This is a genomic window from Occallatibacter savannae, from assembly GCF_003131205.1.
In the GTDB taxonomy this organism is placed as follows: domain Bacteria; phylum Acidobacteriota; class Terriglobia; order Terriglobales; family Acidobacteriaceae; genus Telmatobacter; species Telmatobacter savannae.
Genome location: NZ_QFFY01000009.1, coordinates 191,194 through 209,323 on the forward strand (window position 1 = coordinate 191,194; position 18,130 = coordinate 209,323).

The 18,130-nt window shown below is 59.1% G+C and carries 10 protein-coding genes; all 10 read left to right on the forward strand.

Annotated features, from left to right (window positions below):
- The first annotated feature begins 58 nt into the window (after nucleotides 1-58).
- The 10 genes from DHV10_RS25600 (at nucleotide 59) to DHV10_RS25645 (ending at nucleotide 18,080) form a co-directional block, all read left to right on the forward strand.
- Nucleotides 59-5,284, forward strand: a complete 5,226-nt coding sequence (locus tag DHV10_RS25600) for a beta strand repeat-containing protein (RefSeq protein WP_109489259.1) — start codon at nucleotides 59-61, stop codon at nucleotides 5,282-5,284.
- A 41-nt stretch (nucleotides 5,285-5,325) separates the two neighbouring features.
- Nucleotides 5,326-6,663 carry an OmpA family protein gene (locus DHV10_RS25605; RefSeq protein WP_109489260.1) on the forward strand — a complete coding sequence of 446 codons (1,338 nt, stop codon included), beginning with the start codon at nucleotides 5,326-5,328 and terminating at the stop codon, nucleotides 6,661-6,663.
- A gap of 424 nt (nucleotides 6,664-7,087) precedes the next feature.
- The gene (locus DHV10_RS25610) at nucleotides 7,088-7,303 is read left to right on the forward strand and encodes a hypothetical protein (protein ID WP_109489261.1); all 216 of its coding nucleotides are present in this window, start codon (nucleotides 7,088-7,090) and stop codon (nucleotides 7,301-7,303) included.
- Between the two features lie 410 nt (nucleotides 7,304-7,713).
- Nucleotides 7,714-9,057: a pilus assembly protein TadG-related protein gene (locus DHV10_RS25615; RefSeq protein ID WP_239462047.1), complete on the forward strand. Its 1,344-nt coding sequence runs from the start codon at nucleotides 7,714-7,716 to the stop codon at nucleotides 9,055-9,057.
- Between the two features lie 8 nt (nucleotides 9,058-9,065).
- Nucleotides 9,066-9,530, forward strand: a complete 465-nt coding sequence (locus DHV10_RS25620) for a TadE/TadG family type IV pilus assembly protein (RefSeq protein ID WP_239462048.1) — start codon at nucleotides 9,066-9,068, stop codon at nucleotides 9,528-9,530.
- Between the two features lie 6 nt (nucleotides 9,531-9,536).
- Nucleotides 9,537-10,067: a TadE/TadG family type IV pilus assembly protein gene (locus DHV10_RS25625; RefSeq protein ID WP_109489263.1), complete on the forward strand. Its 531-nt coding sequence runs from the start codon at nucleotides 9,537-9,539 to the stop codon at nucleotides 10,065-10,067.
- A gap of 197 nt (nucleotides 10,068-10,264) precedes the next feature.
- Entirely contained in the window at nucleotides 10,265-11,476 is a 1,212-nt protein-coding gene (locus DHV10_RS25630) for an efflux RND transporter periplasmic adaptor subunit (RefSeq protein WP_239462049.1), read from the forward strand.
- Nucleotides 11,477-11,478: 2 nt separating this feature from the next.
- Complete coding sequence (locus DHV10_RS25635; protein ID WP_109489265.1) at nucleotides 11,479-14,700, forward strand: efflux RND transporter permease subunit; 3,222 nt, start codon at nucleotides 11,479-11,481, stop codon at nucleotides 14,698-14,700.
- A gap of 5 nt (nucleotides 14,701-14,705) precedes the next feature.
- Nucleotides 14,706-16,118, forward strand: a complete 1,413-nt coding sequence (locus DHV10_RS25640) for an efflux transporter outer membrane subunit (protein ID WP_239462053.1) — start codon at nucleotides 14,706-14,708, stop codon at nucleotides 16,116-16,118.
- Nucleotides 16,119-16,916: 798 nt separating this feature from the next.
- Entirely contained in the window at nucleotides 16,917-18,080 is a 1,164-nt protein-coding gene (locus DHV10_RS25645) for a lactonase family protein (protein ID WP_109489267.1), read from the forward strand.
- The last annotated feature ends 50 nt before the right edge of the window (nucleotides 18,081-18,130 follow it).

The following is an 18,130-nucleotide window of genomic DNA, read 5'->3' on the forward strand; positions in this document are numbered from 1 at the left end:
GACGTTCTCGAGGTCGGGAACGATTGTCGCGAGTACTTGGATGGAGGTCAGATTCCCCATGACGGTTGCAGGGACTTCCTTTGGCAGCGTTGTCGAAACGATTGCAGCTTTCCTGTCGAATAAACAAGTCAGTCAGAAACTGCGCAGTGCCGGATCGCGATTCGCGATCGGAACGGTTGCGATGCTTTCTATGCTGATTGCACTGAACGGCTGCGGCGGCGGCGGATATGCGGGCGGCGGTATTGCCAGCCTATCGGCGACCTCCTTCGTCATCGACGCCGGTCAGTCGGTGAACATCACGGCTAACTTGACGGGGAGCTACCAGGTTGGCTGGGCCTTCAACGGCACTGCCTGCAACGGAGCCGTGTGCGGCGCTCTCTCCTCTGCCACGGGAACCACGACAACCTACACGGCGCCGTCGGGCATTACTTCGCCGATGCAGGTGACGCTGGTTGCATCGATCCCGAAGACCAAGAACCAGGAGACGGTGAACATCACCGTCAATCCCGATCCAACGATCACGGGCGTTCCCCCGGCGGGCATTGTCGGATCTGCCTACTCGACCATGATTGTCTCGGCAGGCGGCACGTCGCCATTGAAGACGCTGGTCGCGAGCGGCAGCATGCCTCCGGGCCTGTCGTTCAATGCTGCAACGGGCGAGATCTCCGGCACGCCGACAGCGACCGGCACGTTTCCATTCACGCTCCAATTGACTGACACCAGCGCCGTGCCGTTCACGGTGACCGCGAACAAATCGATCACGATTTCCAATCCCGTGCCGCCGCTTACTCTAGCGGGCGGCCCTCAGCCGATCGGCGAAGTAGGTATTCCGTACTCGACTTCCCTGGTCGCAGCAGGCGGTGTGACTCCCTACGCATGGAGCATCACTGCCGGATCGCTGCCCGCCGGCCTTTCGATCTCGCCAACTACGGGCGTCATCTCCGGTACGCCGACTGCGCAGGGCACATCGGCATTCACAGTACAGGTCCAGGACAGCACAACCGCCACGGCATCGGCGCAGGTTTCCATCACAGTCGTATCGCCGCTCACGCTCGCTGGCGGGCCGCAGCCCGACGGCATCGTAGGTGTGGCGTACACAACATCGCTTGCTGCCGCTGGCGGTTCCACACCGTACTCGTGGAGCATCGCTGCAGGAGCATTGCCCCCAGGACTCGGCATCTCCGCGACCACTGGCGTGATTTCCGGAACGCCGACAACCAAGGGGACGTTCGCCTTCACCGTGCAGGTGAAGGACAGCCTCGGCGCAACCGCCACAGCGGCGGTTTCGATCAACATCAACTCACCGCTGAGCATGACAGGCGTTCTGCCCAACGGCACCGTCGGAGTCGCCTATAGCGCGACGATCAACGCAGCGGGTGGCACCACCCCCTACTCGTGCTCCATCACCGGCGCGCTTCCAGCGGGCCTTTCGTTGTCGGCTTGCGTCGTGAGCGGCACTCCCGCCACCGCGGGCAGCGCGACAGTCACGGTGAAGGTGGCCGATGCAAGCTCGCCCACGCAGACCGTCAGCCAGGTTGAGACCATCGTGATCGCTCCGCCTGCACTGACGATGGGCGCCCCGCTGCCGAACGGCACGGTGGGCATCGCTTACAGCGCGAACATCACTGCAAACGGCGGCACCTCTCCTTACACCTGCGCGATCACCGGTGCGTTGCCGGCTGGACTCAGCTTGTCAGCCTGCACGGTGAGCGGCACGCCAACGGTGGCCGGAAGCGTCACGGTGCTCGTCGCCGTCACTGACTCCGGTAGTCCGGCGCAGAACACCAGCGCGAGCGAGACCATCACCATCGCGCCGGCAGCTCTTTCCATTACCAACACGCTGCCCAACGGCACGGTGGGCGTGCCATACAGCGCACCGATTACGGCTACTGGTGGCGTCACGCCTTACAGCTGCTCCATCACCGGAACGCTTCCTGCCGGCCTGTCGTTGACTGGTTGCACGGTGAGCGGTACGCCAACAACTGCCGGCTCCTCTCCGATCACGGTGAAGGTGACCGACTCCGGCAGCCCCACTCAAAACGCAACACAGAACGAGACCATCACCATCGCACCCGCGGCGCTGACGATCACCAGCACGTTGCCGAATGGGACGGTTGGTGTTGCATACAGCTCGACGATCACCGCATCGGACGGAACTCCGCCGTACACCTGCTCCATCACTGGTACTTTGCCTGCAGGACTCTCTCTGAGCGGATGCACCGTCAGCGGCACGCCGACTGCGTCCGGATCTTCGCCCGTAACCGTGAAGGTGACGGACTCCGGCAGCCCTGCGCAGAACGCAACGCAGAACGACACCATCGTGATCGCGCCTGCCACACTCGCCATCACCGGCACGCTGCCCAACGGCACCGTCGGTGTTGCGTACTCGGGCACCATCACCGCAACCGGTGGAACCACGCCGTACGCGTGCTCCATCACAGGCACGCTGCCTGCCGGGCTTTCGCTGTCAGGCTGCGTGGTGAGCGGAACCCCGACGACAGCAGGCACCTCATCCATCACTGTCAAGGTGACAGATGCCGGCAGCCCTGCACAAAATGCGAGCCAGGTTGAATCCATCGTCATCAATCCGGCTCCGCTCACCATCACAGGCACTCTGCCTGGCGGCACAGTCGGCTCCGGTTACACCGGCACCATCACTCCCTCGGGCGGAACCGGGCCGTATACGTGCTCGATCACAGGCACACTGCCAGCCGGCTTAATCCTGACTGGTTGCACGATCAGCGGTACGCCAACGACTGCGGGCAGTTCGCCCATCACCGTGACGGTGACTGACTCCGGCAGCCCGACGCAAACCGCCAGCCAGAACGAAACCATCGTGATCAGCCCCGCAGCCTTGACCCTGACCACGTCGACACTCCCCGACGGCACCGTGGGCGTACCGTATGACGCGACCATCGGAGTCGGCGGCGGAACATCGCCCTATAGCTGCACCATCACGTCGGGCACTCTGCCCGCGGGCTTGAGCCTGAGCGGATGCGCTGTCAGCGGCACACCCACTACGGCGGGTTCCTCCACCGTCACGGTGAAGGTTGTCGATTCCGGATCGCCCTCTCAGACGACCTCAGGTCCTGAAACCATCGTCATCAACCCCGCGGCGCTGGCACTGACCAATACGCTTCCCAACGGCACGGTCGGTGTTGCCTACAGCGCATCGATCGGCGCAACGGGCGGCACCACGCCCTACACATGCTCCATCAGCTCGGGCACGCTTCCTGCCGGACTCACGCTGACCGGTTGCACCGTGAGCGGCACGCCGACAACGGCGGGCGCCTCCACGGTCACTGTCATGGTGACGGATTCCAGCAGCCCCACAAAGACGGTCTCGCAATCGGAGACCATCACCATCAATCCGTCCGGCACACTCAGCCTCACCGCCTCGCTGCCGATCGCGACTGTAGGCGTGCCGTACACCTACACGCTGCAGGCCACTGGCGGAACTTCGCCGTACACCTACGCACTCACCGCCGGCTCATTGCCTGCGGGCCTTACCCTGCAATCGAACGGCGTGATCTCAGGAACGCCGACTCAGCCTGGCGCATCGAGCTTCACTGCCACGGTAACGGACAACGTCTCGGCCACTGCATCCGCCGCGCTCGTGCTGCTGGTTCAGTATCCGGCCACGCCCTACGACGCGGAACTCAACGGGCCGTATGCGTACCTCTTCCAGGGCTACGACGATGTAGTCGCAGGCGTACTCGCCTATAAGACCGCATCGGTGGGCAGCTTCACAGCAGACGGCACCGGCGGTATCAACATGGGCGAACTGGACGCGAACCACCAGTCTTCGCATCCGACCGGAACCACCGTGGCCTCGCAGAACTTCATCGGCACCTACATCGTGAACGCCGATAGCCGCGGTTTCATCACCATCACCACGCTCAACACCGATGGAACAACGGATCAGACGTTTACCTACGCGATCTCGTTGAAGGCCCCTGTGTCGCCCGCGACCGTATCAACGCATGGCGACCTCATCGAGTACGACAACGATCATCTAGTCGGGACCAAGGGATCCGGCCAGCTGCTTGCGCAGACTTCGTCGGCCTTCTCGGCTGGACTGAATGGCAGCTACGCATTCGGTCTCTCCGGCGACACGCCATGCCTCATCTCCTGCACGGTTGGCATTGCCTCCGGGCCGGTTGCCACTGTCGGTGCGTTCACGACGGATGGCGCTGGAAAACTGACAACAGGCACCGCCGATGCAAACATCGCCAGCTTCAACTTTGCGAACGCTCCGCTGACCGGCTCTTATCAGAGCACCGACCAGAACGGGCGCCTGCAGTTGGAGATGACGAACACGAGCATCTCTGACGGGCTCTACCCGACGAACTACGCGGTCTACATCGTGAATACCAATGAAGCATTCATCATGTCGATCGACAAGCACTCGGAGTTCACGCTGCTCGCAGGCACAGCCCAGCTGCAGACTTCGCCGAGCTTCAGCAATGCCTCGATGAACAGCGCGTTTGTTGGATACGAGAATGCCCAGTCAAACCCTGGACTGCTCGGAACCACGTTGCAGAATGTGCTGAATTACTCCACGGCAACCATCTTCCGCGCCAGCGGCAACGGAGCTGGCACCTGCAACACAACCAACATCGACATGGGCGGACTGACAGCCACGGTCGACAATCTGACCGGATTGACAAGCAGCGACAAGAATAACCTCGTCAATGCTCTGCTCGGATCCTATGCGGCAACCGGCACGTCTTCCTGCACGGTGGGCAGCAACGGCCGTGGCAGCTTCAACTACCCGGCTCACTCAGGACTGATCTCGGCGCTGCTCGGATTGCTTGGGTTGCCGACGGGACCGCCGGATGCGCGTGTGTTCTATCTCGTCGCGCCGAATCAAGGCTACTTCCTTGAGACGGGCTACGCAGGCCTCGGACAGTTCGAGCCGCAGACCGGAGCCCCGTTCAGCGTCGCCACTCTGAATGGAACATTCACCATCGGAACCGTTCCGGCCAGCTCGTTGGCGAGCATCAACAGCTCAGGCTTTGCCACGGCAGATGGAGCAGGCAATGCGACCTACACCCTCGACGAAAACGTCGGCGTGGGCACGCTCAACCTTCTGCAACTCGGCGTCACCGGCAGCACCACCTACACCCTGTCGGACAACAACAGCAACGTAACTGCTGCGACGGCGGGACGCTACCTGCTTGGAGACGGAACCACGGTTGTATATGCCATCTCTCCTGGCAAATTCGTGATGGTCGATACGAATGCGCTAACAACTTCCCCGGGTGTTTCGCTGGCTTACTAAGCGATGGCCCATAGCAACAGTGAAGGTACAGGAGTTCGAAGATGAAACCACTTATCGCACTTAGTATTGCAGCGGTGCTTGCCGGCGCATGTGCGGCAGAAGGGCAGCAGACGGTCTTCGCCGGCAACCCATCCTTCGATGCCCCTCGGATCGATGTGACTGCCGGCTATCACCTGATCAACGCGAACGCGCCACCCGCGGAATGTGGATGCTTTACGGCAAACGGCGGCTTCGTCGGCCTTCAGTACAACCTCAGCTCGAGGTTGGGCCTTGATGGTGAGGTGGGCACAGTACGGGCGTCGAAGATCAGTTCGCTCGGGCAGAACCTGGCGCTCACCACGTTCCTCGCCGGCCCTCGTATTGCTGTGCCGGGCAGGCGGATCTCCCCCTTCGGTGAGTTTCTTGCGGGTGGAGCTCATGCCGGGAACTCGTTCTTCCCGACGAAAAACTCTGCGGCGGCATCGAGCGCATCGTCCTTTGCGTATTCCGCAGGCGGCGGCGTCGACTTCGATCTGAACTCGCGGTATTCGGTCCGCCTGTTCGACGTGTCATTCCTTCACACTGCTTTTCCGAACGGTGCGAATGGCACGCAGCGCCAACTTCAGATCAATGCGGGCGTGGTGATGCATTTCGGCGCCCCACGGAGCGACGCTCCTCTTTATGTGGCCTCGACCCCCGCTCCGCGCGTCAAGGCGGTGAAGGATATCGCTCTGGCCTGCTACACCAATAACCACATCGTAAGTGCGGGGAAGCCGGTTCACATCAGTGCTGAGACCTCAGTCGATCCCGATCGCTACTATTTCACCTACGATTGGAAGTCGAATGGCGGGTCAATCATTGGCCACGGAAACGTCATCACCATCAACACAGACAGGCTGGCGCCCGGCACCTATGCCGTGGAAGGCCATGCAACCCTCGACTCGAATCCCTCCCAGGCACTCAGCTGCAAGGTCGAGTTCGAGGTCGCCAACGACCAGGACCAGAAACAGCAGCTGATGACCAAGGTGGCCGCGCCACCGGGAGACAACAGCTTCGAACTCGCGGCCCAGAAGAGCCTCCGCGATCTGTTCTTCAACTACGATCAGGCCGATCTCAGGTCGGATGCGGCGCAGGCAGCTACCGAAGACGCAGCATTCCTCGTAGCTCATCCGAGCCTTCGCATTACGATCGCCGGGTACGCAGACGAGAGAGGATCAGCAGAATACAACGTGGCGCTGGGAATGGAGCGCGCAGAGGCCACCCGTAGCGCGCTGATGTCCGCCGGCGTCGATCCGTCTCGCATCGAGGTGGTCAGCTACGGCAAGGAACGCCCGTTCTGCACTGACGACAGCGAAGAGTGCTTCCAGCAGAATCGCAGAGCGCAATTTGTCGTTCAATAGGCAAGAGCTGAAGGAGCAGGATGAGCGCCTTGGCATAATCCTGCTCTTCCCAGTCGAGCTGTTGAGAAGTCCGATAATCCGCTCGTAACCAGGTCGATAGGGGAAATCCTTAGGCTCACATCTGAAGCGCTTAGGGATTTCCTTATTTTGGTTTTAGGCTGATCCCCATCTACTTAAGAGTACCAAGCAAGTAAGCTCGCAATCGAAGCGGACCTGTCTGCAAGCAGATATCTAGATCGATCAATGAGATAGCCGCTGTGCTGAAGCATGGACTGCAAAGGGCGTCGTCGATGCTCAACTCGAAAGTATAGGCAAGACCTGCCGATCAGCCCGCATGGGCATCACGATAGTCACTTTGAAATCGAGATGACATTGCCCGTACTATCGGCCCTGTACCGCGACATAAAGTTCCAGAGGTCAAGACATGAGTAGAGAAATTAGTCACCCGATTAGCTTCCCCTTACGTCTCCCGTTTTCCACGCGCCGCCAGGCGATCGAAATTGCACAGAGAGAAGGCCTGTCACTCAATCAGTTCATCAGCCTCGCAGTCGCAGAGAAGATTACAAGGCTCGAGCACACCGCCTGGCCGGAGCTGGCCGGTGGCGGTGGCGTTCGGCTCAATGCTCCGCGCAGCGAGTAAGTAATCCACGGTTGATATCGACCGCGATATCTCGCAGCTAATCGCGAATAGTTCTGATTACAAATGACATATAACTTAGTAGCTAAGTGAGATAGCCATCGCATCGGGCAGAGTACTCTCCCACCTCTGTCGTATTTGCCCCGGCAGTTAGATATGTGATTCTCATCTCCGGAATGAGAACATATCTTCTTCCCCATAGTTGATGGCTATCTGGAATTGCTTGCAGGGTGGCGCAAGACCCCCCGTACCAAAGCGCTAATCAAGACGAGCAAAGGGAGACGCAAGCGCGGCTGGCTGTGCTCGAGCATCAGAGAACTCTGCCGTACATCAGATGCCGGGTCGTCCGCTGCTAGTCGTGCCGGACTATGGATATCAGAGCAAAAATCAATGAGGAGCGAGGGTCCATTCTTGTGACCACCGCTCTCTGCATGCTGATGTTCATTGCGATTCTGGGTCTCGCAATCGACTTCGGGCACTTCCTGTTTGTCAAACGCAACCTGCAGGGCGCCGCCGATGCGGCCGCTCTTGCAGCAGCGCTTGAAGCGAGAACCTGCAATGGCACCCAGGTCTGCACCGCAATGCAATCTGCTGCCCAGGGAGCATTGCAGGAGAATGGGCTCTCCGCCGACACCGTGATTACGAACTGCTCCAATGGAACCGCAAGCGGCGTGACGCTAACGCTCAACAATCCCCCTTGCGCGATTGCAGGCGATCCCAACACTGGCAAGACCACGTATGCCGAAGCAATCGTATCTCAACCGGTACAAACCTACTTCGCATCCCTGGTCGGCCTGAAATCTGTGACCGTGAAAGCACGGGCAGAGGCGGCTCACGGCCTTGGCGGCCCGTGCATCTACGCGCTCAATCCAACCGGGGAGGCTTTGACGATCTTAGCGGGCGTCATCGTCAAGTCACGGTGCCCCATCGTCGACGAATCCACCTCAACCGATGCTTTGACGTGCGTTGTCGGAGCGTTCCTCTATGCGCCGCGTATCAGTGTCTCTGGCGGCTCCGACGGGCTGCTTTGTCTCGCTGCTTCGAAGCCTCAGACCTACCAGGCCACACCTACTCCAGCAGATCCGCTGGCATATCTGCCCGCCCCGTCCAATGCGGGCGCCGCATGCGGCACGAGCACAGGTTCCCCCTATTACGGATCTTCTTCGGCTGTGAACATCGTTCTTGGTGGAGACGTGACGTTCAATCCCGGCGTGTATTGCGGAGGCATCTCCATCACGGCCGCGATTGCCTCGAACATCAAATTCAATCCGGGAACCTACATCCTTAAAGACGGTCCCGGCCTCCTGGGGGTAACGTCCGGCGGACTGAACCTCACTCTCAACCTGCTGACATCGATTACCGGAAACGGCGTTACGTTCTACAACGAGAGCAATCACGGCAGCATCATGGTCGTGGAGCCGATAACTGGATCCTCATACCTCAGCCTGAGCAATGTATCGCTGTCGGCGCCAACCAGTGGCACTTACTCCGGCATACTGTTCTTTCAGGCCCATGGCGTTTCATCGACCGGGGTCTTCGTCGCCAACCTCATCAACAGCAGCAAACTGGAGGGCGCAATCTACCTTCCCGATGGCGACGTTAGCTACGGCGTAAGTGCGATTTCGTCCGCATACAACATCCTCGTCGCGAAGGATATTCACCTCAACGTCGCGGTCGGCAGCGTCTTCGGCGACGACTACTCGGGGCTAGCGGAGGGTTCTCCGCTCAACGGCAATAATGTGGCTCTTGTCCAATGAGGCGAGTGATGAACATAAGGACCCGGTCAGCTCGCACCATCGCGCTCATGGACGCCGAAGGCGCCAGCTTCGTCGAGTTAGCCCTCGTACTTCCCCTGTTCTTCCTGATGCTCATTCCCGTTGTGGATATTGGCAGAGGCTTCTATGCATCCATTGAAGTGTCCTCGGCAGCTCACTCCGGAGCAATGTACGGGCTCGAAAATCCCAGCGACACAGCCGGAATGATCCAGGCCGCCAAGGCAGGGGCCTCCAACCTCAGCGACGTCAGCGCTACCGCGAAATATGGATGCGAGTGCTCAGACGGTACCTCCGCGGTAGATTCCTGCACAACGACTCCTACCTGCACGTACAACTACGTGACCTACGTCGACGTCAGCGTCACCAGTGCCTACAAGACAGTCTTCGGCTATCCCGGACTGCCTTCCTCCATGAACATCACCCGGGAATTCCGTTTGCGTCCGGGCGGAGACTAGCACCGGATGCAACGCTTCTCACAGGCCGAGCAGGGTCACAAACGCAACGGCGGCGTCACGAGTCTTTTGTCCCGGCTTGCAGACGATCGCGGCAGCGAAATGGTCGAGTTTGCCCTCGCTTCGTGCATCTGGATCGCGGCAGCATTCATGATCATGTATGTTTCGTTCGCACTCTACACAGCGCATTTCGTTGCCAACGCCGCGAATGAGGCAGCCAGGTACGCCAGTGTCCGCGGATCGAGTTGGAGCGGATCGTGCACCTCGAAGACCCTGGATTGCACTGCCTCGAGCACGGACATTTCGCAGTACGTCGCAAGCATGGTGCCGCCGGGCATTTCGCGCTCCAGCATCAGCGTGTCTACCTCCTGGCCCGGTACGACTTCGACGGGAACTGCGTGCGACACCGCCGACGGCTCGAACGGCCCAAACTGTACCGTCAACGTTACGGTGAGCTATAACTTCAGCTTTCCGATTCCGTTCGTCTCGAACAGTCAGCGCCTGTTTTCCAGCACATCTCAGATGACCATCGTTCGCTGACTTCTCCAGTTAGGTCATCGAATCCGCTCCCCCTGCAATCGCCTGCCGCCCGCACCTGCCTGCAACCTCGGGTGAATTCCTGAATCCGATTGCAAACAAGCCACATCCTTATAGAACATCGTTCGGCGGCTTCCCAAAAAGCCATTCATTCAATCGCGTGATAGTGAGCTCCGATGCAAATCGGGGACGAGGTGGTCGTGTTCTCAAAAGCAAACCTCAGCATCATCGTGGCAAAGAGCCACACAGCAATACTTCCTCTCGCTGCACTTCTCGTTTTTGCGGGCGCCCTGATGGCTGGATGCAACAGCAAGGCAGTTTCAGCGAATGCCGGTGCGCCCCCTGCATTGCCAGTGACAGTTGTCAAAGCCGAGCAGCGCGATGTGCCCCTGACTGGAGAGTGGGTTGGAACGCTCGACGGGTACGTCAACGCGCAGATTCAGCCGCAGGCCAATGGATACCTCGTTCGCCAGAACTACCGCGAAGGCGCGCAAGTTCAAAAGGGCCAGATCCTCTTCGAGATTGACCCGCGGCCGTTTGAAGCCGCGCTGCATCAGGCAGAGGGGCAGCTCGGGCAGGCACAGGCTCAGCTGGCTCTGGCAACCATCAACGTGAACCGGGACACTCCTCTTGCCGAAGCCCGTGCCATAGCGAAGAGCCAGCTGGACAACGAAATCCAGCAGAAGGCCCAGGCTCAGGCGGCAGTCAAAACCGCGCAGGCAGCGGTGGACACCGCGAAATTGAACCTGAGCTTCACCCAGGTGCGCTCGCTCATCACGGGCGTCGCGGGCCAGGCGACCACACAGGTCGGCAATCTGGTCAGCACGCAATCGATCTTGACTTCGGTGTCGCAGCTCAATCCCATCAAGGTCTACTTCTCCATCAGCGACAGCGAATACCTCGCCCTCGTGCAGCGCGCTCGCAGCGGCGGCCGTGATCTCTTGCAAGGGAGCTCCAGAATCCCGCTGACTCTCACCCTCGCCAACGGAGACAAATATCCGCACGAGGGACACATCGAGTTCGTCGATCGCCAGCTCAATGCGCAGACCGGCGCCATACGCATCGCAGCGGCATTTCCGAACCCCGGCAATGTCCTCAGGCCCGGACAGTTCGCGCGTGTGCGCGCCGAAACAGAAATCCGGCACGATGCGGTCCTGGTGCCCGAGATTGCGGTCTCTGAATTTCAGGGTCAGGAGCAGATCTACACCGTCGCTGCCAACCACACGGTTCACGTGAACAACGTGAAGCTCGGCCCGCAATACGGCAACAACTGGGTGATCGAGGGCGGCCTCCCCAGCGGCTCTCTCGTGATCACTGACAACCTGCAGAAGCTGCGCGAAGGAGCCCCCGTCGATCCACAATTCGCTCAGCCTTCGGCAAATTCTCAGGCCGCACAGCCTGCCGGGCGGTAACGATGTCCAAATTTTTCATACGCCGGCCCATTGTGGCCATTGTCATCGCCATTCTCACGGTGATCATTGGCGCTGTATCGATGGTGCAGCTGCCTATCTCGCAGTTTCCGAACATCGTTCCGCCGGAGATTCTCGTCACCGCGACGTACCCGGGCGCCGACGCCAAAACAGTGGCGCAGGCAGTGTCCACTCCCATCGAGCAGCAGATGAACGGCGTTGACAACATGATCTACATGAACTCCGTGAGCGCCAACAACGGAGTGGCTCAGATCTTCGTCGACTTTGACGTCAAGACCGATCCGAATATCGATCAGGTGCTTGCGCAGTTGCGAGTGGATCAGGCGCAGTCGCAGCTGCCGCCGCAGGTAACGACCGCCGGGCTCACCGTTCAGAAAGCGCTCACCTCTCCGCTCATGCTGGTCGCCGTCAATTCTCCGAGCGGAACGTTGAGCCAGGACTTCCTGACGAACTACGCAATCATCAACCTCCAGGATCAACTCGCTCGCGTCAAGGGAGTCTCGCGCGTTCAGGTCTTCGGCGGCCAATATGCGCTCCGCGTATGGGTGCAGCCCGACAAGCTCGCCAAGCTCGGCGTCACTGCGCCGGAGGTGATTGCGGCGATCCAGACCCAGAACAATGTGAACCCCGCAGGGCAGATCGGCGGCGAGCCGATCCCGCATGGCCAGCAGTTCACCTACACCGTTCGCACCCAAGGCCGCCTTGTCACGCCTGATGAATTCGGCAACATCATCCTCCGTGCCAATCCCGACGGCTCCATACTCCACCTCCGCGATGTCGCGCGAGTTGAGTTGGGCGATCAGGCCTACGCCATCTCCGCACGCTACAACCAGGCCCCATCCGGAGTGATGGCGATCTACCAGCTTCCCGGTTCAAATGCTGTCGAGACCGCGCAGGCAGTCACACAGCGCATGAAGGAGCTGTCCGCGACCTTCCCCTCCAACATTTCCTACAGCATCCCTCTCGACACTACCAAGGCAGTTACATCCGGCATTCGCGAAATCATCTATACCCTCGTTGAAGCCCTCGCCCTCGTGGTGGTCGTTGTCTTTATCTTCCTTCAGGGCTGGCGCGCGACGCTCATTCCGCTGCTTGCAGTTCCCGTCTCGCTCGTTGGCACGTTCATCATCTTTCCCGCTCTCGGTTTCTCCATCAACACGCTCTCGCTCTTTGGCCTGGTACTCGCGATCGGCCTGGTGGTTGATGACGCAATCATTGTGGTAGAAGCCGTCGAACACCACATCGAAGAAGGACTTGATCCGAAAGCCGCAACAGAGAAGGCGATGGAAGAGGTCGGTGGTCCTGTCGTCGCTATCGCGCTGATCCTTGCGGCCGTCTTTATCCCGACTGCGGCGATACCCGGAATTACCGGCCGCCTCTATCAGCAGTTTGCCGTCACCATCGCCATCTCGGTACTCATCTCGGCCTTCAACGCGCTCACACTTTCCCCGGCTCTCGCCTCGCTGTTGCTCAGGCCAAAAGAAGCGAATCGCAAACGTGGGCCTCTCACGTGGGGCTTCAATCTGTTCAACCGCTTCTTCAAGCGCGCCACGGACAACTTCATCGGTACATCGCGCGTCCTCATTCATAAGTCAGCATTCGCGATGGTCGCGCTCGTTCTGGTCACGGCTCTTGCTGTCTACCTGGGCAGCACTCTTCCCGGCGGATTCATCCCAACCGAAGACCAGGGCTACATGTTTCTCGCTCTCCAGCTGCCCGATGGTGCGTCGGCTCAGCGCACCGACGCGGCGGAGCAGAAAATTTCAGACGCACTTCTCAAAACACCTGGCGTCGAGGGCGTCATCGCCGTAACAGATTTCTCGCTCTTGACCCAGGTACAGAGTACGAATGCCGGCTTCTTCTTCGTAAATTTGAAGCCGTGGGAAGCGCGAAAGACTAAGGAGCAACAACTCGAGTACATCCAGGCCAGCATTCAAAAGCAGCTCGGTGCCAATCCGGACGGAATCGCGTTCGCATTTCCTCCGCCTTCCATCCCCGGCATCGGAACCTCCGGCGGCGTCACCATGATTCTCGAAGACCGCTCCGGCGGTGACGATCCGGCCGTACTCACGAAAAACGTCTTCGGATTTCTCGGAGCTCTCTCGAAGCGTCCAGAGATCGCCGCTGCCATCCCGTCGTACCAGCCGGCCGTGCCTCAGCTCTATGTCGATGTCGACAAGGAGAAGGCCCTCGAACAGCAGGTTGATCTCTCGAACATCTACACAACGATGCAGACATTCATGGGAGGCTACCTCGTCAACTACTTCAACCGCTTCGGCCGCCAATGGCAGACCTACGTTGAAGCTGAAGGCACATCGCGAACCAACATCTCGAACATCGATCAGTTCTACGTGCGCAGCGCCAACGGCAGCCAGGTGCCGCTGAACTCTCTTGTGAAGGTGAAACGGATCACCGGTCCCGAGTTCATTTACCGATTCAACGAATTCAATGCCGCGCAGATCAACATCACCGGCGCACCGGGTTATAGCTCAGGACAGGTTAGAAAAGCGCTCGAAGAAGTCTTCCACCAGACCATGCCGTCGGGCGCAGGCTTCGACTATTCGGGTATGTCGTTTCAGGAGCAGCTGGCAGAGAAGGGAATTCCATCGTGGGCAGTGTTTGGTCTCTCCATCACCTTCGTGTTCCTGATTCTCGCCGCTCTCTATGAAAGCTGGACCCTGCCGTTCAGCGTGCTTCTCAGTACGCCCGTGGCGATTCTTGGAGCGTACATCGCCCTGCACGCGCGTGCGTTCGAGAACGACATCTTCGCCACCATCGGGCTTGTTATGCTCGTCGGCCTCTCCGCAAAGAACGCCATCCTCATCGTCGAATTCGCCAAAGCGAATTACGAGAGAGGAGAAAGCATATGCGAGGCCGCCCTCAATGCAGCGCGCCTGCGGCTTCGCCCCATCGTGATGACCGCCCTCGCGTTCATTGTTGGCTGCTTGCCGCTCTGGGTGGCGACGGGTTCGGGTGCCGCATCGCGGCGGATTCTAGGAACCGTCGTGGTCGGCGGCATGACGCTCTCTACCGCACTGGGCCTGATCTTCATCCCGGTCACATTTGCGGTCGTCGAGTATCTGTCCCATCGCTTCATGCCTGGCGGGAAGGGGACGACCATGGATTCCAGTCACGGTCTATGCGGCCCCACCTCGGAGCCGAACAAGACTGTCGTGCTCGCGCAGGCAGATGGAGGTGAAGCGTGAGGCCATTGAACCTTGCAAAACTTGTTGCTCTGCTCGGTGCCGCTTACGGAACCGTCTTTCTCGCCGGATGCAACGTAGGGCCGAAGTACGTTCGGCCCACGAATACGGCGCCACCGGCATTTCGCGGCCCCGATAATACGACGGTCTCATCGGATTCCAAAGCATCTCTGGGTGATGAGGACTGGTCGCATGTTTACAAAGAGCCCGAATTGCAGGACCTGATTCGCAAGGCTCTCGAGCACAACTACGACCTGCGCATCGCAGCTCAGAGGATTCTGGAGCAGCAAGCTCAAGTAAGGATCGTGCGCTCGCAGCAGTTTCCCGCCATCACCGTGGGCGGCACAGGCCTCGGTGCTTCACTGCCCGACACTTTGGGAACGCAGTTTCCAAATCCGTTGGTCGCAGGCTCCTTCAGCGTATCCGGTTCGTGGACGCCGGATTTCTGGGGGCTGTACCGCAAACAAACCGAGGCGGCCCGCAAGCAATTGCTCGCGCAGCAGTGGGCGCAGCGCGCGGTTCGCTTGACGCTCGTCGAACAGGTTGCAACCAACTACCTGCAGCTTCGCGCCCTTGATCGAGAACTTGAGATAACGCGGGAAACTCTGAAGGTCCGTCAGGACTCGGTCGACCTGACCAGAAAGCTGGAAAGCGGCGGATCGGTGCCGCTCTCCGATGTGCGTCAATCAGAGCAACTCCTCTACACCGCTGCCTCGCAGATTCCGCAGCTCGAAGAGCAAATTCAGCAGCAGGAAAACGCGCTGTCGTTCCTCATTGGAGAAAACCCTGGCCCCATCGTCCATCAGGCTGCGAACGCGCTCGCTCCTCCTCCGCAGGATCTTCCCATCGGAATCCCTTCGCAACTCCTCGAGCGGCGACCGGATATACAGCAATCTGAAGCGCAGCTGATGGCGGCGAACGCGCAGATCGGTGTTGCGCGCGCGCAGTTCTTCCCCAGCATGACAATCAGCGGTTCAGCCGGTATTGGGGGCGACGGCCTCTCGTCCATCTTCAGTACGGCAGGAAAGACAATCTACGGGCTCGGCTCGCTGACGCAGCCGATATTTGAAGGCGGCAAGCTGAAGGGCCAGCTCCAGTTGTCTCAAGCCACCAAGGAAGAGATGGTGCTGAATTATCAGAAGACGATCGCGGGAGCCTTTCGCGATACTTCGAATGCTCTCATCGCCCTGAACAAGCAGCGCGCCAATCGCGAGCAGCAGGAGAAGCTCGTCTCAGCGGCGCAGGATGCAACGCGGCTCGCGCGCATTCGCTACCAGGGCGGATCGACCGGATACCTCGAAGTGCTCACTACCGATTCCAACCTCTACACGGCCGAACTGAATCTGGTGAACGCACAACAAAACGAAGCGCTCAGCCTGGTCCAACTCTACGGCGCACTCGGCGGCGGCTGGCAACCCTGATCCCGCCGCCTCCATTCTCGGCTTGAGCTCGATCGTTCGAATCAGGATCCGCAACCCGCTTCGGATCCCAGAAGACAACCGCCGCCCCAAGTAAGTCCATGCACCTCAACTGGTGCACGCGCGGAAGCTTGCCAGACGCATCATATGAATTGTAAGTATTTGATTTAGATGGTCGGGGAGAGAGGATTTGAACCTCCGACCCCCTGGTCCCGAATTTGCAAAGCTAGTGTAAGTTATTTCTTTTCAAACGTTAACAGCGATGCTCAGCCGTGAGTCTGTTGATAACCCGTTTGATTCCTATATAACTGTTTCATTCGAGCCGTTATTGCCGCCCCGATTGGCGCCCCGCGAGCCAAAGTGCCTGATAGGACGGTCGACCGCGTCTCGCTGAGCCGCATCTACTACGCCGGAGAAACTCCTCTGATACCCAATCAGAACTAGAGGCGACGACTCGTCAAAGGTCCGAGTTGCCGGTAATCCGTCCCTCAAGGACGCACGGGCGGATGCACACGTTTCACTCGTCTTCAAGCTCGGCGTTCCCGTCCGGTCTAAGCCCTTGAAGCAGCGCGAATTGGCGGGTACTTCGGAATATGGCTGCTGTTGGGGGAATGAGAGAAGCTGTCGGTCGGGCAACAGCAGAATGCCATAGGTGAATCACACAATCGCGGGCATGTACGCCTGTGCGGATTCACGCGGTTAAGGATATGGCCCGTCGAGGCCTGATCCTTACACACGGAGGGACGCGATCTCTGCCTCGAGCACCGCGGAAGAAAATCAATCTTCTCGGGGATCTCTATCATGTTTCCTAAAACGGGTTCTTTCCTGACGTGCGCGGTCTTGTCCGGGGCTTTTCTCTGCTCACAATCGGCCGGTTCGCAAACTGCTCCGTCCGCATTCGTCTATGTGACGAGTAATTACAGCGGATCAAATAACCGGGTTGTTGGGTTCGTCTCCAACGCCAGCGGTCAGCTTTCGCAGATTTCAGGTTCGCCGTGGGGCGCCAATCTAGGCTACATGGCAGTGAACGGAAAGTTCCTCTTTGGATCCGACAACATTGCCACAGACAATGGCCGCAACATCTTCTCATACCTGATCGAGTCAAATGGTGCGCTCAAGTATGTTGGAGCAACGAACATCCAGAACAAAGGAACGGGGAATTCCTGCAACGACGGCTCATTCCTCACCCTTGATCACACCGGGCAGTTCTTGTACCAGTTGGTACTGAACTCAAACGGCTGCAACGATGTGCCTGCCTATCAGTCCTGGTCTGTAAATCAGACGACTGGGTTGTTGAATTATCTGGCGACCAGCGGCCCCGACCGCTACATGTTCCCGCCTCTCAACCTAAGCGCGAATAACTTGTTTGCATATGCGGCAGGTTGCAACCTGACAATCACCAGTTTCGGGGCCTTCAAGAAGCAGTCGAATGGAGCGTTGCAGCTGAATAATATTCAATACAACTTCCCAACTCCGCCGCCAACGACCAGCTATTGGACAGAGTGTATAGGCTACAGCACGCCGGACCCGACCAATCACATGGCCGTTGATATCACCTATCCAAGCGGCGAGAACGACAGGATCGCAACATACGCCATCAACACGACAAACGGCAATTTGACGACGAGCAGTACGTACTCAAACATGCATGCCACCCAGGTGGCCCATGTGCGCTGGACGAGTATGGCTCCATCGGGCAAGCTGCTTGCAATCGCAGGTGACAAAGGTCTGCAACTTTTCAACTTCAACCCCTCTGGCCAAGCTACGCCGCACACCGGGCTGCTGACCTCAGCGCCGATCGACATGGTGCAGTGGGACAACAAGAATCATCTCTACGCTATTAGCAACGCGGACAGCCGGATTTACGTGTTCGCCTACCACCCGACAACCGGCGGTGTGAGCAGCGTTTCCGGATCACCCTTCGTCGTCGCTCATCCGGTCGCATTGACAGTTCAGCCCAAGTAAGAAAGGACGAAGCAGAAGGCAGCCGGGAGACTTCCCGGCTGTAACACTTT

Bases quoted from the DNA above. Each gene is read 5' to 3' on its own strand.
- DHV10_RS25600 (WP_109489259.1), top strand. From the start codon at position 59: ATGACGGTTGCAGGGACTTCCTTTGGCAGCGTTGTCGAAACGATTGCA.
- DHV10_RS25605 (WP_109489260.1), top strand. From the start codon at position 5,326: ATGAAACCACTTATCGCACTTAGTATTGCAGCGGTGCTTGCCGGCGCA.
- DHV10_RS25610 (WP_109489261.1), top strand. From the start codon at position 7,088: ATGAGTAGAGAAATTAGTCACCCGATTAGCTTCCCCTTACGTCTCCCG.
- DHV10_RS25620 (WP_239462048.1), top strand. From the start codon at position 9,066: ATGAACATAAGGACCCGGTCAGCTCGCACCATCGCGCTCATGGACGCC.
- DHV10_RS25625 (WP_109489263.1), top strand. From the start codon at position 9,537: ATGCAACGCTTCTCACAGGCCGAGCAGGGTCACAAACGCAACGGCGGC.
- DHV10_RS25635 (WP_109489265.1), top strand. From the start codon at position 11,479: ATGTCCAAATTTTTCATACGCCGGCCCATTGTGGCCATTGTCATCGCC.
- DHV10_RS25645 (WP_109489267.1), top strand. From the start codon at position 16,917: ATGTTTCCTAAAACGGGTTCTTTCCTGACGTGCGCGGTCTTGTCCGGG.